This window comes from Gordonia sp. N1V (assembly GCF_029269935.1).
Lineage (GTDB): Bacteria > Actinomycetota > Actinomycetes > Mycobacteriales > Mycobacteriaceae > Gordonia > Gordonia polyisoprenivorans.
Genome location: NZ_JARJDD010000002.1, coordinates 54,407 through 72,330, shown reverse-complemented (window position 1 = coordinate 72,330; position 17,924 = coordinate 54,407). Strand labels below are relative to the sequence as shown.

The following is a 17,924-nucleotide window of genomic DNA, read 5'->3' as shown; positions in this document are numbered from 1 at the left end:
AAGGGGAGAACTTGCGATCCAAGAAGCTTCTCGGTGCGATGGTAGGACTGGTCACCGCCAGTCTCATCGCGTCGGCCTGCACCAGTTCCGACGACGATTCCGACTCCGGCGGCGGAGGATCTGCGGGGAACTCGAATGTCATCACCTATGCCTACGAGCAGGAGTTCTCGGCATACAACAACGACAACGCGAGCGCGAACGCCGTCGCAAATGCGGTCGTTCTTAATCAGGTGCAGCCCTACCTCAGCTATGTCGATGCCAAGGGAAACCACCAGCGCGAAACCGACTACGGCACAATCGAGAAGGTCTCGGACAACCCACTTACGGTCAAATACACGATAAGCGACAAAGCCGTCTGGTCGGACGGCACGCCGATCACCGCCGACGACTTCTACCTGTACTGGCTCTCACACAACGCCAAGTACAGCGAGTTTCAGCCTGCATCGACGACAGGTATCTCAGATATCAACAAGCCCACCGATGATCCATCGGGTAAGACGTTCACCGCGGTCTACTCCAAGCCATTCGGCGACTGGGATGTCGCGATGGCCACCCAGACCTCCCCGCTGCTGCCTGCGCATGTGATCGAGAAGCAGACGGGTGTTAGCGTCGCCGAAGCCGTGAAGAACGACGACGCCGAGGCGATCACCAAGATCGCCGACTTCTGGAACAACAAATGGACCGGTTTCGCCCCGGGTCAGTTGCCTGCACCCGACATCATCCCGTCGGCGGGACCGTACAAGATCGGTTCGTGGCAGGCAGGCCAGTCGATCAGCTTGGTGCCCAACGACAAGTGGTGGGGTGAGAAGCCCAAGAACGGCGGCATCACCATCAAGTTCATCCCGCAAGAGCAGCAGGTCCAGGCGCTGCAGAACGGCGACGCCGACGTCATCGAGCCGCAGCCGAACGTCGACCTGATCTCGTCCCTCAACGCGCTGGGCAACGCCGCCAAGCGCAATACCGGACCCGGCTTCTCCTACGATCACCTCGATTTCAACTTCAAGTCGAAATTCGCCAACCCGCTATTGCGGCAAGCTCTCGCGAAGTGCCTACCGCGTCAAGACATCATCACGAAGTTGATCCAACCGGTCGAGCCCGGCGCGACCCTCATGCAGACGCGCTTGGTATACCCGTTCCAGGATGACTATGCTGGCATCGCCCAAGCAGCCGGTGGCGACAAGTACGATGCGGTCGACATCAACGGCGCGAAGGAGGACGTCGCCAAGTCCGGTGTCACCGACCTGTCGGTCAATGCAATTTACCTGGGCAATCCCAACCAGCGTCGCCAGCAGACGATGCAGCTCATCTCCGACTCGTGTGCACCGGCGGGATTCAAGTTCAACGTCCGCGCACTAACCCCCAAGGAGTGGGGACAGGTGACCACCTCAGGCGCCTTCGATGTCGCCCAGTTCGCGTGGAGCGGAAGCGGTCTGGTGTCAGAGAACCAGCCCTTGTTCGCAACAGGCAGCGATCAGAACTACGGCAAGTACTCGAACCCGCAGGTCGATGCTCTGCTGAGTGAGTTGGTGGCAACCACCGACAAGAGTAAGCAGATCGATCTCACCAAGCAGATCGAGACGATCGTCTGGAGCGACCTGGCGACCGTCCCGCTGTTCGCCTGGCCGTTGCTCAACGCATACTCGCCACGGGTGTCGGGCGTGGTGCTCAATACCACCCAGACGCAGGCGACGTTCAACGGCTCGGAATGGGTCAAGTCCTAAAGTATCCGACCTCATCCCAGGCGGCGCAGGGACCGCGCTCACGGTCCCTGCGCCGCCCGTTGTCGGCCGCTGACGGCTTCAGGCTTCAGCGCGCGTATCCACCGATCTGTCCGTCGTCACACCGCCGGTCAACACACCGTCCTGCGTCCAGAGAGTCACCATGTCTGTCGACACGCCCGAGGCCCAGACCCCGCCCATCCGACGCGGCGTCCCCACTCGCCTCAATCCCGCTACGCTGCTAAATAATCCGGCATTCTTCTATATTCTTCGCCGCCTGATCACCGGATTCTTCGTTCTCCTCGGTGCCACCTTCCTGATGTACATGCTGGTCGTATGGTCGGGTGATCCGCGTCAGAACTTCGAGTCCTATCCGCCAGACATCCGGGCCAGCAAGATCCGTGCGGTCACCGAGGCACTACACCTCAACGACAATGTCATCTCGCGCTACTTCAACTGGCTCGGCGGCGCGGGCAAATGCTTCGTCCCGGGCATGGACTGCAATCTCGGCAAAACCATCGACAACACCGAGGTCACCGCGGTTCTTGGCAACGCCATCACCACCACCCTGCGCCTGGTGCTGCTGTCGCTGGCGCTCGCGGTGGTTCTCGGTGTGATCGTCGGAATCCTCTCCGCGCTGCGCCAATACAGCGTGCTGGACTACTCGGTCACCTTCACATCATTCCTCTTCTACTCTCTCCCGATCTTCTGGGTTGCCGTGCTGCTCAAAGAGTTCGGTGCCATCAAGTTCAACAACTGGCTCGCCGACCCGACGATCCCAATCTGGGTGTCAGTGGTTCTCGGCCTGTTGTTCGGCCTCGTCCTGGCGGCCGTACTCGGCGGCTCGCCCCGGCGACGGTGGATCGTTCTGGGCGCCGCCCTGGTGGTGACAGTGGCCGTGCTGCAGTACTTCTCGGCCGTAGAGTGGTTTCATCGTCCGGCGCTCGGCCCCGGGTTGATCCTCGTGCTGGCGATTGCCATCGCGGTGATCGCCACTATCCTCGTCGCCGGCCTCAAGGCACGGCCGGTCTTGTCCTCGGCCGTGCTCGCGGCCGTCGCCGGCACGCTGTGCGGTGTCGTGCTACAGCCAGTGCTGAAGAATCCGTCGGTCGGATTCCTGGTGCTACTGGGCATCATTGCGATCGTCGTATCGGGTTTGCTCGGCTGGTTCATCGGCGGCGAGGACTACCGCAGCCAGGCGGTTCGTGCGGCAATCTTCACCGGCGTTGGTACGGGTCTGGTGATCCTGTGGGACCGGGTTCTCAGCAACTTCGCCCGATTCTCGGACAAGAAGTTCGGCCGACCCATCCCGACAGTCGGTGACTCCACCCCCAACTTCCAAGGCAACATCTGGCAGCACTTCCTCGATATCTCCACGTCCTTGCTGCTGCCGACAATTGCATTGATCCTCATCAGCTTCGCCAGCTACACCCGCTACACGCGCGCATCGATGCTGGAGGTGATGAACCAGGATTACATACGGACCGCACGTGCCAAGGGCCTCACCGAGCGGACGGTGGTGATGCGCCACGCCTTCCGCAACGCACTCATCCCGTTGACCACGGTCGTCGCTTATGACTTTGCGGCCGTAATCGGCGGCGCGGTGATCACTGAGAACGTCTTCGGGTGGAAAGGCATGGGCACGTTGTTCATCCAGGGTCTCAATGCCGTGAACCCCAACGTCGTGATGGCCTTCTTCCTCGTCACCGGCGTGGCCGCAGTGCTGTTCAACCTCATTGCCGACCTCCTCTACACCGCACTCGATCCGAGGATTCGACTCCAATGACCCATCCCCAGATCCCCCCACGCGACGAGAACTCACCCGCCGAGACCGGCGTCGGTCTCGAGCCAGACGTGCTGACCACCGCCGCACAGTCGCAGGGCAGGCTCGTCTTCAACCGGTTCATCCGGCATCGCGGTGCCATGATCGGTCTGACCATCCTGATCCTGACCATCATCCTGGTCTTCAGCTCGCTCGGCTTCTGGGGCATCCCCGGCTGGTGGAAATGGAACTACACGACGCCCAACCCCGTCATCGACGGCGGCCACCCCACCTACCGGTTTCCCTTCCATCTGGGCGATCATCCATTCGGACAGAACACTATCGGCGTCGACTACTTCGCCCTGACGATGCGCGGTGCACAGCAATCAATCATCGTGGCCTTCGTCGCCGGATTGGTCTCGACGGTCATCGGCACCGTCGTGGGCGCTGTCGCCGGATACTTCCGTGGCTGGACCGAGGCGGTGCTGATGCGGGTCACCGACGTCGTCATCACCATTCCGGTCATTGCGATCGCGGCGACCCTCGGTGCCAAGTTCGGCAAGTCCGGTGTGGTACTGATCGGCCTCGTCATCGGTGTGGTCGGCTGGACCTCCCTGGCTCGCGTGGTCCGCGGAGAGTTTCTCCTGCTACGCGAACGGGAATTCGTCGATGCCGCGCGCGTGGGCGGGGCATCGCCGATGCGTATCATCTTCCGCCACATTCTCCCCAACACCGTTGGTGTCATCGTGGTTTCGGCGACCCTGGTCACCGCGACAGCCATCTTGCTCGAGACGTCGCTGTCCTACCTGGGTGTCGGCGTACGCAGCCCCGACACCTCGCTGGGTCTGTTGATCACCGAGAACCAGGCGGCGTTCAGCACGCGCCCATGGCTGTTCTGGTGGCCGGGCCTGTTCATCGTCATCATCGCGTTGACCGTCAACTTCGTCGGCGACGGTCTGCGCGACGCCTACGACCCGCGTCAACGGGTCATCCCGAAGGTCAAGTGGTACAACCGCCTTCTGGGTCGCAGCGCCGAGGAACGGCCCGTCGGCGAACACGGCGGCAGCGGTTCACACCACTCGGTCACCACACCACCGAAAACAACGTCATGAGAACGCCGAACAGGAACAGCCCAATCGGGATGGTGTTCCATCTCACCACCACCGACGAGGTGGGCACATCGTCGAGCGCACCGGAGACACGAGCGGTCTCCCACCGCCGCCGGATTCGGGACGCAGCGTCGCCGGAGTCGGTGCCCGCAAGATCACCCGGGCCAATGGTGCCGTCTGCCCGGATCGCCGACACCGGCACCGAACCTAGTCGCGGTGTCGTGCGCCGTTCGTCCCGGCCGGTCAACGACGATCGCCCACCCGGAGCCGTCGCCGACCACGCCACGATCTCGTCGACGTCTGTGACGAGCGTGAGCGACCACCGCGTCCGAACATCGCGGAGCGCGGCAAACGGGACCCTGTACCTACGCAGCGGATTGACCACGTACACCGCCCATCGGTCCACAGCCACATGCGGATTGCCGAGGACCAACCATACGACTCCACAGAGCAGGATCATCGGCCCGAGTACGCCCAGACCGCGCTGCGTCGAGTCGGCAAACCCCGCGATGACCACGCCGACGGCGATGACGGCCGTGACCGCGGTCATGACCATCGGTCCCTTTGGCCGCACGTTCTCGGTCACACCCTGTTCGTCCACCCATCCATCGTCTCAGTCCGCCGCCCCGGGCACCCGACGTTACTACCCACACCTGTCGACACCTTTTCTGCAAGGACTCCGGCCATGACCCCAAAAATCAACTGGCGCAATCTACTTCGAGGTGAAGAGACCGCCGACGAACACGTGGCCGCCCACGCCACCGGCGACCGGTCGGTCCTCGATGTCAGCGGACTCACCGTCGACTTCTGGACCCGCGACGTGTGGTTCCCTGCCGTCAAGAGCATCGATTTTACCCTCGCCCGCGGCGAGGTGCTCGCCATAGTCGGCGAGTCCGGGTCCGGAAAGTCGACGACGGCGATGGCGATGCTCGGGCTGCTGCCCCCCAACGCCCGGGTCGGCGGGTCGATCAACCTGCGCGGCCGCGAACTCGTCGGCAGCAAACCCTCGGTGATCCGTTCGATCCGCGGCAACGACATCTCGGTGATCTTCCAGGAGCCGATGACTGCGATGAACCCGGTCTACACGATCGGATTCCAGATCGCGGAGGTCATCCGCAGCCATAAACCCGTCAGCCCCAAGGCAGCCCGAGCGCGCGCCATCGAGCTGCTCGACATGGTCGACATACCGAACCCCGCGCAGCGCGCCGACTCGTATCCTCATCAGCTCTCGGGCGGGCAGCGCCAGCGTGCGATGATAGCGATGGCCTTGGCCAACGACCCGGGACTGCTGATCGCTGACGAACCGACGACGGCGCTCGATGTCACCGTGCAGGCCGAGATCCTGGAATTGATGCGCGATCTGCGCGACCGGATCGATGCGGGCATCCTGCTGATCACCCATGACATGGGCGTGGTCGCCGACATCGCCGACCGCGTGGTGGTGATGAAGGATGGGAACCTCATGGAATCGGGGTCGTCGGTGGAGATCTACCAGCGGCCCCAGGCGCAGTACACCCGCGACCTACTAGCCGCGGTACCTCACCTCGGCGAGGGGGTCGAGGAGGCGTCTCAGACCACCGACAGTGCGGGAACCGACAGCGTCGGCGCCGAGGAGCCGAGGGCAGTCGTGCTCGACATGCGCAAGACCATCATCGAGTATCCCGGTCGCGGCAGCGCCGCTGCGTTTCGTGCTGTCGATGAGGTGGACTTGCGGATCCACGCCTCCGAGGTGGTCGGGCTGGTCGGTGAGTCGGGCTCCGGCAAATCGACGATCGGCCGGGCCGTGGTGGGCCTGTTGCCGCCGACCGGAGGAGAGATGGACGTCGTCGGCACCAGCATGATCTCGCCCGACAGCGGCCGTCTACGCCGGATCCGCGACGAAGTGGCGATCGTCTTCCAAGACCCCGGCTCGTCACTGAACCCGCGGTTCCCGATCGGGGACTCCATCGGCGAGCCCCTGCGACTCAAACGCAAGATGCGTGGCGAGGCACTGAACAAGCGGGTCGAGGAGCTGCTCGATCAGGTGAGTCTGTCGACCACGATGCGCAACCGCTACCCCCACGAACTCTCTGGTGGCCAGCGTCAACGCGTCGGCATCGCGCGCGCTCTCGCACTCTCACCGAAACTGCTCGTTGCCGACGAGCCGACGTCGGCACTCGACGTGTCGGTACAGGCGACGGTGCTCGAACTGTTCGCGGCGCTGCAGCGCCAACACGGCTTCGCCTGCCTGTTCATCAGCCATGATCTTGCAGTCGTGGAGCAGGTGTCGGATCGGATCGCGGTGATGAACCACGCCAGGCTCGTCGAGGTGGGCGCCACAGCGCAGGTTCTCAATGCTCCCCGCGAGGAGTACACCAAGCGATTGCTGGCCGCTGTGCCGGTCCCTGACCCGCAGGAGCAGCGACAGCGGCGAGCGGACCGGCTGGCCGCGGACTTGTCGACCGCACGTCGATAGACCGCTCGACGACGAGCGCGCACCTTTCGTCGCCCCGCCACCTGCAACGGGCATCCAACGTGACTACCCTCACAATGAGGATCTCGTGGCAGTCGGCTCACGTGCGGCTGCCACGCGCGATGTTGTTGCCGACCAGTGAAAGGCCAGCTCAGATGACCACTTCCGCTTCCGACACCACTCCCGGTTACCCGCCGTCGGAGGAGTTCGCGGCGCAGGCCAACGGCACCGCCGAACTGTACGACCGGGCCGAGGCCGATCGTCTGGAGTTCTGGGCGGAGCAGGCGCGCCGGCTGGAATGGGACACCGATTTCGGGGAGGTCCTCGACTGGTCGGACGCCCCGTTCGCCAAGTGGTTCGTCGGCGGCAAGCTCAATGTCTCGGTCAACTGCGTCGACCGCCATGTCGCCGCCGGCAAGGGCGATCGCGTCGCGATCCACTGGGTCGGCGAGCCCGGTGATCACCGCGACATCACCTATAGCCAGCTCAAGGACGAGGTCAGCCGCGCCGCGAACTACTTCACCGCGATCGGATTGACCGCCGGAGACCGCGTCGCGATCTACATGCCGATGGTCCCCGAGGCACTGATCTCCATGCTCGCCTGCGCGCGACTGGGCCTGACCCACTCGGTCGTGTTCGCCGGATTCTCCTCGGGCGCACTGCGTTCCCGCGTCGACGACGCCCAGGCCAAACTCGTCATCACCACCGACGGCCAGTACCGTCGCGGTAAGCCCGCACCGCTGAAGACCGCCGTCGACGAGGCCCTCGGCACCGGCGACGACGCCGCGGAATCGGTCGAGAAGGTCCTCGTGGTGCGCCGCACCAACCACGACGAGAACCTGCCGTGGGTCGACGGCCGCGACGTCTGGTGGGAGGACACCGTCGCCGAGCAGTCCCCCGAGCACACCCCGGAGGCCTTCGACGCCGAACACCCGCTGTTTCTGCTCTACACCTCGGGCACGACCGGCAAACCCAAGGGCATCGTGCACTCCTCGGGCGGCTACCTCACCCAGGCGTCCTACACCTTCCACTACGTCTTCGACCACAAGGAAGGCCGCGACGTCTTCTGGTGCGGCGCTGACATCGGCTGGGTGACCGGCCACTCCTACCTGGTGTACGGCCCGCTGTCCAACGGCGCGACCGAGGTCGTCTACGAGGGCACCCCCAACTCCCCCAACGAGCACCGCCACTTCGAGATCATCGAAAAATACGGCGTCACCATCTATTACATCGCGCCGACACTGATCCGCACCTTCATGAAGTGGGGCCGGGAGATCCCCGACGCCCACGACCTGAGCTCGGTGCGACTGCTCGGCAGCGTCGGCGAACCGATCAACCCCGAGGCGTGGAAGTGGTACCGCGAGGTCATCGGCGGCAACTCCGCGCCGATCGTCGACACCTGGTGGCAGACCGAGACCGGCGCGATCATGATCAGCCCGCTGCCCGGGGTGACCGTCACCAAACCCGGCTCGGCGATGGCACCGCTGCCTGGTATCTCGGCGACCATCGTCGACGACGACGCCAACCCGGTCGGCGCGGGCGAGCAGGGCTACCTCGTCCTCGACAAGCCGTGGCCGTCGATGCTGCGCGGGATCTGGGGCGACGACGAACGCTACCGCGAGACCTACTGGTCCCGCTTCGCCGAACACGGCTGGTACTTCGCCGGCGACGGCGCCCGCTACGACGAGGACCACGCCCTGTGGGTGCTCGGCCGCGTCGACGACGTCATGAACGTCTCCGGCCACCGGATCTCCACCGCCGAGGTCGAATCCGCCCTCGTCGGGCACTCCGGCGTCGCCGAAGCCGCGGTCATCGGCGCCGCCGACGAGACCACCGGCCAGGGCATCGTCGCCTTCGTCATCCTGCGCGAGGGCATCGAGAACACCGGCGACGAGCTGATCGCCGAACTGCGCCAACAGGTGTCGATCGAGATCTCCCCCATCGCCAAACCCCGCGAGATCAACGTCGTACCCGAACTCCCCAAGACACGCTCGGGCAAGATCATGCGCCGCCTGCTCAAGGACGTCGCCGAGGGACGCGAACTCGGCGACACCTCCACCCTCGTCGACCCCTCGGTCTTCGAGGCGATCCGCGCGAAGAAGGCCTGATCGGGCCGGAGTTGGCCCGCGGCGAGACACGCCCTGAATGCGCCACCGGGTGCCCCAACCCGGTGGCGCATCTCGTGTGTCGGTACCCGCCCGCGAGTCGATGACGAGGCCGCGCCCGCGGGCGGCACTGACCACCTCGATCGGCCGACATGGCAACATATGCCCCACACCCCAGATACGGAGGATGCTGTGAGCCGAAACGAGAACGGCCGGTCTGCACCAGGAGGACGTCCGGTCCCCTCGATCCCCCTGTCCGACGCCGACCTCGGGCCCAAGGGCGAACCGAGCATCGGCAACCTGGTCAAGGACGCGACCGCGAGCATGTCCACGCTCGTCCGTTCCGAGGTGGCGCTGGCCAAGTCCGAGCTGGTCGATGAGGCCAAGAAGGCCGGAGCCGGCACCGGCGCGCTCGCCGTGGCCGGGGTGACCGCACTGTATGCGAGTTTCTTCTTTTTCTTCTTCCTCGCCGAACTCCTCAGCGAGTGGCTGCCCCGCTGGGCGGCGTTCCTCATCGTGTTCGCACTGCTGGTCGTCATCACCATCGTGGTCGCGATCGCCGGCTACCTCTTCTTCAAGAAGATCCGCGGACCGAAGAGGACCATCGAGACCGTCAAGGAGATCCCGTCGGTGCTGCCCAAGTCGGGCCCGCCGGCCGCGGATCGTTCCAAGATCGCGGTGCCCGACGACACTGCCGCCGCGACCGTGTCGGCCACGGCCGAGCATCCACGGATCCCGCCCGCCCGCGAGGGCTGAGCAATGGCCGCGCCCGACCCGTCGAGCGTTCGGCTCCCCGGCGTCTGGCGGCACCTCGACGTCCGCGCGAACGGCCTGCGTTTTCACGCCGTCGAGGTCGACGAGCCGATCGCGGATCGGCCACTGGTGTTGCTGCTGCACGGTTTTGGCGAGTTCTGGTGGAGTTGGCGTCATCAGCTGACCGCGTTGACCGAAGCCGGTCATCGGGCGGTGGCGGTCGACCTGCGCGGATACGGCGACACCGACAAACCGCCGCGCGGCTATGACGGGTGGACACTGGCCGGTGACACCAACGGCCTCGTCCGCGCACTCGGGCACACCGACGCCACCCTGGTCGGGCACGCCGACGGCGGTCTGGTCTGCTGGGCGACGGCCACCCTGCACCCCCGCGCGGTGTCCCGCATCGCGGTGATCGCCTCACCGCACCCCCGTTCCCTGCGCCACGACGTGTTGCTGCGCGGACCGCAACGCACCGCGTTCCTCCCGAACTTCCTGCGCAATCAGCTCCCCCGGTCGGCCGAGGCGCGCCTGACCCGCCGCGACGGCGCCTTCATCGCTCGTTATTTCGATCAGCGCGCGGGCAGCGCATGGCGCGGCACCGACGACTACGCGCAGACCATCGGTCTCAACCGCTCGGCCATCCAGATTCCCTACGTGGCGCATTCGAGTCTGGAATACCAGCGCTGGGCCTTCCGGTCGCAGTTCCGCCCCGACGGCATCCGGTTCATGCGTCTCATGCACCGCAGACTGCACATCCCGGCGATGGCGCTGCGCGGTGCCGACGATCCCTACATCACCGACCATGCGATGCGCGAGAGCCGCGAGTGGGTGGACCATCTCGACGTCCGGGAGATCCCCGCCAGCGGGCACTTCGCGCATCAGGAACAGCCGGACGCGGTCAACGCGGCGCTGCTCGAGCTGCTGGGTTCCTGAGCCCGGCCTCACCGCCGGCCACCGATTACCTGCTGCCGGGATCACCCGGGCCGGCGGTGTGGTCGCGATGTCCGTGTGTGCGCCGTCGTTCTTTCATCCGCGCCTCGTGGACGTGACGCACCCCGCCGGTCAGTTCCGCACGCACCCGCGCCTCGGTGTCGGTGAACGCGGCGTGGTAGCCGTCGTCGAATTCCTCGACGATCTGGAAGGTCCAGCGCCCCTCGATCACGTTGCGGCCCACCATCTCCGTCTCGATCCGATCGGCCAGCTCGGTGTAACCGGCATCGCGCATCTCGGCGACCGCCTCCCCGAGCAGGGCGTCGGCGTGCCCGATGAGCTGGTGGAAGCCGTACAGATGCCCACGCGCCCGTTCGATGTATTCCAGTGCCTCCGTGACCTTTCCGGCCATCTCGGCGGTGTGGTCGTCGACGGCGCTCGGGTCGGGGGACTCGCCTGAGTCAGTCATTCGCGCACACACGCCCCGGTCGACACCCGTCCGTAGCGACCCTGGGCGCGGGCGAGGTCCTGCTGTACGAGAGCGGCGGTGAGGACGTAGCCGGTCTCGTCGGCGGCATTCTCCGACGTCGCGAACACCACGCCGAGAACATCGCCGGCCGAATTGAGCATCGGCCCACCGGAATTGCCCTGCCGGATGACGCCGCGCACCGTATACACCTCGCGGGTGACCTGGCGGTTGCGGTAGATGTTGGCGGTCGGCAACTCACGCATGTCACGCACCCGCACCGCAGTGGCCTGGAACGGACCGGCCTGCGGATACCCCAGGACGATGGCGTCGTCCCCGGTGGACGCGGTACTCGAGGCAAACCGCAACGGCCGCGCGTCGATGCCGTCGACCCGCAGGATCGCCACGTCGTTGACGCTGTCGAAGAGCACGACGTCGGCGTCGTAGGAGGTCCCGTCGGACTGCTGGGCCTGCAGGGTCGAGGTCCCGGCGACGACGTGCGCGTTGGTCATGATCAGGTCCGGGCCGACGACGAAGCCGCTGCCCTCGAGGGCCTGCTGACAGTTGGGTGCCTCGCCCTCGATCTTGACCACACTCGGCTTGGTCTGCGCGACGACCGGCAGGCGCAGCAGCGCCGGGTCGGGTGGTGCGACCTGGCCGGCGTTGGTGGTGGGGATGACGCCGTCGAGTTTGGAATCCTCGAGCAGTCGGCGGAACTCGTCGACCGGCTTCGCGGCCAGCCACCCCGGCGCCGCGTCGTCGACCGCGCCGAGCACCTTGGAGCCGTCGACGGCCTTGGTCAGCGCCTGCGAATGCGAACTCGCCAGCAGCGTGCCGATCAACCACATCGCCACCAGCGCCGCGAGGGCCTGCAACACCAGTCCGACGCCGCTGTCGATGGCCCGCAGTTCCGGCGACCGGATGCCGCCGCGGGCGGCGTGACCGAGGATCATGCCGGCGATCTCGCCGATCACCACCAGCGCGACCAGCACCCCGACGGCCGCCACCAGCTGCATCGTCGGATCGTCGATCCGGGAGATCACATGCGGCACCAGCAGAATGCCCGCGAAGGCACCGAGGAGCACACCGAGCACGGCCAGCGCGGAGGCCACCGCACCCTGCCGGAATCCGCTGATCGCGGCGATCAGGGCGATCGCGACGACGACGATGTCGACCCACGTCGAACCGCTCATCGGCTGCCCCGGCCGTCGGGGTCGCGCAGATGGTCGGGGTGGACCGCGCGGAAACCGGATTCCTGCCGGTTGCCGGCGCGTCGGATCATCTCGTCGAGCGGACGGACGTCGTCGGTGTCCCAGGCCGGCCCCCACCCGGCGGCGTCGCTGATCGCCGCGATCAGCCCGCCGGTGAACCCCCAGACGAGCAGTCCGTCGACGAAGAATGCGGGTCCCTGATAGGCGCGGGCACCGAGGACCGACCGGCGGACCTGGAAACGGTTCTCCGGGGCCAGGAGCTCACGCATGCTGACACGCGCGACGCGGGCGGTCTCGCCTTCGTCGACGACACGCACCTCACCGGGTTCGCGCCAGTGGGCGATGACCGGTACGACGTCGAAACCCGAGGGCGGGACCGGGAAGCTGGGCAGGGTGGCCAGCACGTCGACGCCCTCGGTCGCCAGGCCGGTTTCCTCGTCGGCCTCCCGCAGCGCGGTCCCGACGGGATAGTCGTCACCGGGGTCGTAGCCGCCGCCGGGGAAGGCGACCTGTCCGCTGTGTTGACGCAGGGTCGACGCACGTTCGGTGAGCAGGACCTCGGCATCGGCGGGCAGCCCACCGGGATAGTCGGGGTCGGCGTCGAAGGACCCCGAGAACAACACCAGCACCGCAGCAGCACGCCGATCCCGGTTGAACATCGCCGCCCACCGGGTGCGGTCACCACCACGATTGAGCACGATCTCGGTGACGGCGCCGACGTCGTCGGTGAGCCGGTGCAGCCAGGTCGGGATCTGTTCGCGCGCCACCAGTGGGCCGATGTGCGGCGCGGGGATCGGCGTCGAATCACTCGTGCTCACGTGGTGACCCCGGTCGCCACGCGTACCTGGTCGGCGATCTGCTGTGGGTTCTCGAAGACCATCGGCGCGACCTTCGCGACGGAACCGTCGGCGCGCAGGATGATCGTCGACGGGAACACGCGGGGAGCCTGCAGTGCGGCCGCGACCTGCCCGTCGGTGTCGAGGACGACGGGCAGATGCACCCCCAGCTCCGAGAGGAAGCGCAGTACCAGGTACGGACTGCCCGCGCCCTCACGCGCGTGAACGGTCAGTACCGTCACCGCCGACCCGGCCCGCTCGGCGTAGTCGGCGAGCACGGGCAGCTCGGCGCGGCACGGCTGACACCACACCGCCCACATATTGATGATCAGTGGTTTGCCGACGGTCCCGGCGCCGAGGTCGTAGCTCGCCCCGGTCGACAGGCACGGCGCCCGCACCCCGGCCAGCACTGTGGCAGCAGTCGACGCAGGGCCGCCGACCTGCGGACACGGTGCGATCGCGGCGTCGGCGCGAGCCTGGGCCAACTGCGCATCATCGACCTGCACATCGGTGGCCGAGGCGGCGCCGGACGGACGGACCTGCTGGGCGTCGTCGCCCGTCGAGGAGTCCCCCCGCGGCCAGATCGCGACGACGAGGGCGATCACGACGACGAAGAACACCAGCGTCCATCGCGCAGCCGGGGGAAAACGAGAGCCCCGCCGGCGATCCGGCGGGGTCGGCTTCTCCACGGGGGGCAGATTGTCGGTGGTCACGAAGTGATCCCCGCCAACGCCAGCAGGTGATCGGTCTCGGGCCCCTTCACCAGGGCCGCAGCCGCCGACTTGTCCATCGGCCCGGTTCCGACCGACGGGCAGTCCTTGGCCAGGATGCACACCCCGCACGCCGGTTTTCGCGCGTGGCAGACGCGACGGCCGTGGAAGATCACCCGGTGGGACAGATCGGTCCACTCCTTGCGCTCGATGAGTTCGCCGACGGCGTGCTCGACCTTGACCGGGTCGGTGTCCTCGGTCCACTCCCAGCGCCGGACCAGACGACCGAAGTGGGTGTCGACGGTGATTCCGGGAACCCCGAAAGCATTGCCCAACACCACATTCGCGGTCTTACGGCCGAATCCGGGCAGCGACACCAGCTCGGGCAGGGTATGCGGCACCTCGCCGTCGAACCGCTCCACGAGTGCCTGGCCGAGCCCGATGAGCGAGTTGGTCTTGTTCCGGTAGAAACCGGTGGGGCGGATCAATTCCTCGAGTTCGGTGCGGTCGGCCTGCGCGTAATCCAGCGCGGTGCGGTAGCGGGCGAAAACCGCCGGGGTGGTTTGGTTCACGCGGACGTCGGTGCATTGCGCCGACAAGATGGTGGCCACCGACAATTCCAGCGGGGTGGTGAAATCGAGCTCGCAGTACACGTGCGGAAAAGCCACCTTCAGCGTGCGATTCATCCGGCGGGCGCGACGAACCAACCCGAGATGGGTTTCGGCCTTCTTGGTGCCCGAACCACCCGTCCCCGACCTCGGCTGGGTTGCCGATGCAGCCTTCGGCTGGGCTTTCGATGCAGCCGTCTTGCGCGCGCTCACCCGACCAGGTTAGCGATGCGCGGTGGCGTGGGGCGCGGTGCGGCGCCCTGTGTTGCCGATGTCAACCAGCGGCGCGCTTTGGTCACAACTGGGTTACCGCGGCCGTTCTGGTTGGGAGTCACGAGCCCGATTGTGTTTACTTGTGGCCATGCAAGGACTAGCCGTACTGCTGTTCCCGGCCGTACTGATGCTCTTCGCCCTCGGCATGGAGAAGGTCCAGTCCTGGACAGATCGCGTCACCGTGAACCGCGACAACGTCGAGGAATTCCTGTCGGCGGCCGAATCCGAGGACGTCGACACCCTGGCCCGCGAGGGCATGCCGGCCGCGCTGGACGAGTTGCGCAATCGTCGGGCCGGCTGACCGCGTCCACACCACCCGGCGCCGCTCGTCCGATCACGTCGGCATGCGCTTCTGCCCGGTAGTCGTCGGCCGCCGATGTTCGCCCTGAGCAGACACGCCACCCATTACAACGCCGGTGACCCATTCAACACATATGCTGGGGGCGAGAGTAGCGTTGCAGCGGGTGTGCCAGTGGAGCACAACCGAGATCATGAGTGAGAAGGGACTCCTTGGTGGAGGAAGTACTGGCGCGGGCAGGCATTTTTCAGGGCGTCGAGCCCTCTGCCGTAGCGGCACTGACCAAGCAGCTTCAGCCTGTCGACTTTCCGCGGGGACATGTCATCTTCCACGAGGGCGAACCCGGTGATCGGCTGTACATCATCCTGTCCGGCAAGGTGAAGGTCGGCCGCCGGTCACCCGACGGTCGCGAGAACCTGCTGACGATCATGGGTCCGTCGGACATGTTCGGTGAACTGTCCATCTTCGATCCCGGTCCGCGCACCAGCTCGGCGACGACGGTAACCGAGGTTCGCGCGGTCTCGATGGATCGGGATGCGTTGCGCGCCTGGATCAAGGACCGCCCGGAGATCGCCGAACAGCTCCTGCGCGTGTTGGCCCGACGTCTGCGTCGTACCAACAACAACCTCGCCGACCTGATCTTCACCGATGTGCCCGGACGTGTGGCCAAGCAGCTGCTGCAGCTGGCCCAGCGCTTCGGCACCCAGGAGGGCGGCTCGCTGCGCGTCACCCACGACCTCACGCAGGAAGAGATCGCCCAGCTCGTCGGGGCCTCGCGCGAGACCGTCAACAAGGCGCTCGCCGACTTCGCCCAGCGCGGCTGGCTGCGCCTGGAGGGCAAGAGCGTGCTGATCGCCGACTCCGAGCGACTCGCCCGCCGCGCCCGCTGACCTCAGCTCGACGTTCTTCCCCCACTTTTTCGTTCTTCCCCCGACAATTTCCCGGGGACGAACGAAAGAGTGGGGGAAGAATTGTTTTCGCCCCCAAGTCACAGCTGACGCAGATACTCCAGCTGCGCCTTCACCGACATCCGCGCCGCGGGCCACAGCTTCTTGTCGACGTCGGCGTAGACCTTGCGGACCACCTTCATCGGTTTGGCCTTCTTGGCCGAGACACCCATCTCGTCGAGAGCGGCCTGGATCTGGTCGATCCGTTCCTCACGGTGCGCCTTGTAGAAGCGCGCGACGGGTTCGAGCGTCGGATGGTCGGGTCCGTGCGCCGGCAGCAGCGCGGCCTCGGCACCGTCGACGATCAACCGGTTCAGCGAACCCATGTAATCGAGCAGACTGCCGTCGGACGGATCGATGACGGTGGTCCCGCTGCCCAGGATCGTGTCGCCGGTGAGGATCGCGCGCTGCCCGTCGTGCTCGACGAGATAGCTGACGGAGTCGCCGGTGTGGCCGGGCGTGAACAACACCGTGATGCGCAGACCGGCGATCTCGATGACCTCGCGATCACGCAGGGGTGCGGCGTCGCGGCAGTGCGACCGCAGGCGGGCACGGGTCGGGGCACCGGTCCGCTTGGCCAGGGCGTCGATGGCCCCAGTGTGGTCGAAGTGCCGGTGGGTGATCAGGGTCAGCGCGATACCCGGTTGCGCCGCAACCTTTTTCACGTGCTTCTTGTGGCGCGGCGGCCCAGGGTCGACGACGACGCATTCCGTGCTACCCGGCGCCCGCAGAATCCACGTGTTGGTGCCGTCGAGTTCCATCACGCCGGGGTTGTCGCACAACAACACCGACGCGAACGGCGTCACCTCGCGCAGTACCCCGTAGGCGGGATGCACGGGGTCGGCGGCGGCAGCAGCGTCGTCGGGAACCTCGCCGGCTCGGGACTGGTCGTCGGGGGCGCTCATGGGGCCAGGGTAATGCCGCGGCGACACCGCGCGAGAGTCAGGCTCATCCGGTGATGAGGTCGTAGGACAGCTTGGCCACCATGACCACCACGACGACGAGCAGCACCCACCGCACGAACCGGCTGCCCCGGCCCAGCGCCATGTGTGCGCCGACCTGCGCGCCGACGACATTGCCCACCGCCAACGCCAATCCGAGCAACCACAACACATGGCCCTGCGCGGCGAACACTGCGAGCGCCCCGAGATTGGTTCCGGTGTTGATCACCTTCGCCGTCGCCGAACTCTGCACGAAATCCGTACCCACCAACGCCGTCAGCGTGATGATCAGGAAGGTTCCGGTGCCCGGACCCATCAGACCGTCGTAGAAGGCCACCACGATCCCGGCGATCACCAGCCCGCACACCACCGACGTCCGGGAGCGCGTCCGCGCGACACCCGATCCGAACCCGGGATTGAGCGCGACGAACAACCCCACGGCCACCAGCATCACCAGGACGATGGGTGTGAAGACGTCGGTGGGCAACCGACTCGCCACAAACGCTCCCGCACCGGAACAGACTGCGGCACAGGCGAACACCGGCGCCAGACGACGGAAATCCAACGACACCGTGCGTGAATAGCGCCACGCCGCGGACGCGGTACCGATGACTGCGGCCAGCTTGTTGGTCGCCAGTGCCGACGCCGGAACGATCCCGGGCGCACCGATCAACAGAGCCGGGATGAGGATCAGACCACCCCCACCCACCACGGCATCGACCCATCCCGCGGCCACCGCGGCGACGATCAGCGCCGCGACGACCTCAGCACTCAAGCGTCAGCGACCTCGGACACACTTCAC

At 66.2% G+C, this 17,924-nt stretch carries 17 protein-coding genes; 9 read left to right on the top strand and 8 right to left on the bottom strand.

Annotated features, from left to right (window positions below; translation table 11 throughout):
- Positions 1-11 precede the first annotated feature (11 nt).
- The 3 genes from P3L18_RS02750 to P3L18_RS02740 all read left to right on the top strand — a co-directional run bounded on the left by P3L18_RS02750 (position 12) and on the right by P3L18_RS02740 (position 4,592).
- A complete protein-coding gene (locus P3L18_RS02750) occupies positions 12-1,721 on the top strand; it encodes an ABC transporter family substrate-binding protein (RefSeq protein WP_276113175.1) in 1,710 nt (569 codons plus the stop codon).
- Between the two features lie 160 nt (positions 1,722-1,881).
- Positions 1,882-3,504 (top strand): ABC transporter permease, encoded by a 1,623-nt coding sequence (locus P3L18_RS02745; protein WP_276113174.1) that lies wholly within the window; start codon positions 1,882-1,884, stop codon positions 3,502-3,504.
- Positions 3,501-4,592, top strand: a complete 1,092-nt coding sequence (locus P3L18_RS02740) for an ABC transporter permease (protein WP_276113173.1) — start codon at positions 3,501-3,503, stop codon at positions 4,590-4,592. Before P3L18_RS02745 ends, P3L18_RS02740 begins: the two co-directional genes overlap by 4 nt.
- On the opposite strand, the gene P3L18_RS02735 is transcribed toward P3L18_RS02740, so the two are convergent.
- Complete coding sequence (locus tag P3L18_RS02735; protein ID WP_276113172.1) at positions 4,564-5,139, bottom strand: hypothetical protein; 576 nt, start codon at positions 5,137-5,139, stop codon at positions 4,564-4,566. The two genes, P3L18_RS02740 and P3L18_RS02735, sit on opposite strands and share 29 nt — an antisense overlap.
- A gap of 135 nt (positions 5,140-5,274) precedes the next feature.
- Here P3L18_RS02735 and P3L18_RS02730 point away from each other — a divergent pair, with 135 nt between their 5' ends.
- The 4 genes from P3L18_RS02730 (at position 5,275) to P3L18_RS02715 (ending at position 10,835) form a co-directional block, all read left to right on the top strand.
- Positions 5,275-7,044 (top strand): ABC transporter ATP-binding protein, encoded by a 1,770-nt coding sequence (locus P3L18_RS02730; protein WP_276113171.1) that lies wholly within the window; start codon positions 5,275-5,277, stop codon positions 7,042-7,044.
- A 152-nt stretch (positions 7,045-7,196) separates the two neighbouring features.
- Positions 7,197-9,149: an acetate--CoA ligase gene (gene acs / locus P3L18_RS02725; protein ID WP_079932006.1), complete on the top strand. Its 1,953-nt coding sequence runs from the start codon at positions 7,197-7,199 to the stop codon at positions 9,147-9,149.
- A 189-nt stretch (positions 9,150-9,338) separates the two neighbouring features.
- On the top strand, positions 9,339-9,902 hold the full coding sequence (locus P3L18_RS02720) for a phage holin family protein (protein ID WP_276113170.1): 564 nt from the start codon (positions 9,339-9,341) through the stop codon (positions 9,900-9,902).
- A 3-nt stretch (positions 9,903-9,905) separates the two neighbouring features.
- A complete protein-coding gene (locus P3L18_RS02715; RefSeq protein WP_276113169.1) occupies positions 9,906-10,835 on the top strand; it encodes an alpha/beta hydrolase in 930 nt (309 codons plus the stop codon).
- Positions 10,836-10,860: 25 nt separating this feature from the next.
- Here the strand turns inward: P3L18_RS02715 and P3L18_RS02710 are convergent, their stop codons facing one another.
- Genes P3L18_RS02710 through nth form a run of 5 tightly spaced genes read right to left on the bottom strand, consistent with a single transcriptional unit; the run spans position 10,861 to position 14,876 of the window.
- Complete coding sequence (locus P3L18_RS02710; protein WP_168436233.1) at positions 10,861-11,301, bottom strand: hypothetical protein; 441 nt, start codon at positions 11,299-11,301, stop codon at positions 10,861-10,863.
- Positions 11,298-12,491 carry a MarP family serine protease gene (locus tag P3L18_RS02705; RefSeq protein ID WP_276113168.1) on the bottom strand — a complete coding sequence of 398 codons (1,194 nt, stop codon included), beginning with the start codon at positions 12,489-12,491 and terminating at the stop codon, positions 11,298-11,300. Before P3L18_RS02705 ends, P3L18_RS02710 begins: the two co-directional genes overlap by 4 nt.
- Positions 12,488-13,327 carry a CoA pyrophosphatase gene (locus P3L18_RS02700; protein ID WP_079932003.1) on the bottom strand — a complete coding sequence of 280 codons (840 nt, stop codon included), beginning with the start codon at positions 13,325-13,327 and terminating at the stop codon, positions 12,488-12,490. The genes P3L18_RS02705 and P3L18_RS02700 overlap by 4 nt, the downstream gene beginning before the upstream one ends.
- Positions 13,324-14,058, bottom strand: a complete 735-nt coding sequence (locus P3L18_RS02695; protein ID WP_276113167.1) for a TlpA disulfide reductase family protein — start codon at positions 14,056-14,058, stop codon at positions 13,324-13,326. Before P3L18_RS02695 ends, P3L18_RS02700 begins: the two co-directional genes overlap by 4 nt.
- Positions 14,055-14,876 (bottom strand): endonuclease III, encoded by an 822-nt coding sequence (gene nth, locus P3L18_RS02690; RefSeq protein ID WP_276113166.1) that lies wholly within the window; start codon positions 14,874-14,876, stop codon positions 14,055-14,057. The genes P3L18_RS02695 and nth overlap by 4 nt, the downstream gene beginning before the upstream one ends.
- 148 nt (positions 14,877-15,024) lie before the next feature.
- Here nth and P3L18_RS02685 point away from each other — a divergent pair, with 148 nt between their 5' ends.
- Together P3L18_RS02685 and P3L18_RS02680 are read left to right on the top strand one after the other, a co-directional pair.
- On the top strand, positions 15,025-15,237 hold the full coding sequence (locus tag P3L18_RS02685) for a hypothetical protein (protein WP_026920367.1): 213 nt from the start codon (positions 15,025-15,027) through the stop codon (positions 15,235-15,237).
- A gap of 212 nt (positions 15,238-15,449) precedes the next feature.
- Entirely contained in the window at positions 15,450-16,124 is a 675-nt protein-coding gene (locus tag P3L18_RS02680) for a Crp/Fnr family transcriptional regulator (RefSeq protein ID WP_006373149.1), read from the top strand.
- A 98-nt stretch (positions 16,125-16,222) separates the two neighbouring features.
- Here the strand turns inward: P3L18_RS02680 and P3L18_RS02675 are convergent, their stop codons facing one another.
- Positions 16,223-17,086, bottom strand: coding sequence for an MBL fold metallo-hydrolase (locus P3L18_RS02675; protein WP_020172490.1), 864 nt, complete (start codon positions 17,084-17,086; stop codon positions 16,223-16,225).
- A 43-nt stretch (positions 17,087-17,129) separates the two neighbouring features.
- Positions 17,130-17,897: a TSUP family transporter gene (locus tag P3L18_RS02670; RefSeq protein WP_276113165.1), complete on the bottom strand. Its 768-nt coding sequence runs from the start codon at positions 17,895-17,897 to the stop codon at positions 17,130-17,132.
- Positions 17,898-17,924 lie beyond the last annotated feature (27 nt).

Coding starts and splice junctions, on each gene's coding strand:
- P3L18_RS02745 (WP_276113174.1), top strand. CDS start 1,882: ATGTCTGTCGACACGCCCGAGGCCCAGACCCCGCCCATCCGACGCGGC.
- P3L18_RS02740 (WP_276113173.1), top strand. CDS start 3,501: ATGACCCATCCCCAGATCCCCCCACGCGACGAGAACTCACCCGCCGAG.
- P3L18_RS02735 (WP_276113172.1), bottom strand. CDS start 5,139: ATGACCGCGGTCACGGCCGTCATCGCCGTCGGCGTGGTCATCGCGGGG.
- P3L18_RS02730 (WP_276113171.1), top strand. CDS start 5,275: ATGACCCCAAAAATCAACTGGCGCAATCTACTTCGAGGTGAAGAGACC.
- acs (WP_079932006.1), top strand. CDS start 7,197: ATGACCACTTCCGCTTCCGACACCACTCCCGGTTACCCGCCGTCGGAG.
- P3L18_RS02715 (WP_276113169.1), top strand. CDS start 9,906: ATGGCCGCGCCCGACCCGTCGAGCGTTCGGCTCCCCGGCGTCTGGCGG.
- P3L18_RS02710 (WP_168436233.1), bottom strand. CDS start 11,301: ATGACTGACTCAGGCGAGTCCCCCGACCCGAGCGCCGTCGACGACCAC.
- P3L18_RS02705 (WP_276113168.1), bottom strand. CDS start 12,491: ATGAGCGGTTCGACGTGGGTCGACATCGTCGTCGTCGCGATCGCCCTG.
- P3L18_RS02685 (WP_026920367.1), top strand. CDS start 15,025: ATGCAAGGACTAGCCGTACTGCTGTTCCCGGCCGTACTGATGCTCTTC.
- P3L18_RS02675 (WP_020172490.1), bottom strand. CDS start 17,086: ATGAGCGCCCCCGACGACCAGTCCCGAGCCGGCGAGGTTCCCGACGAC.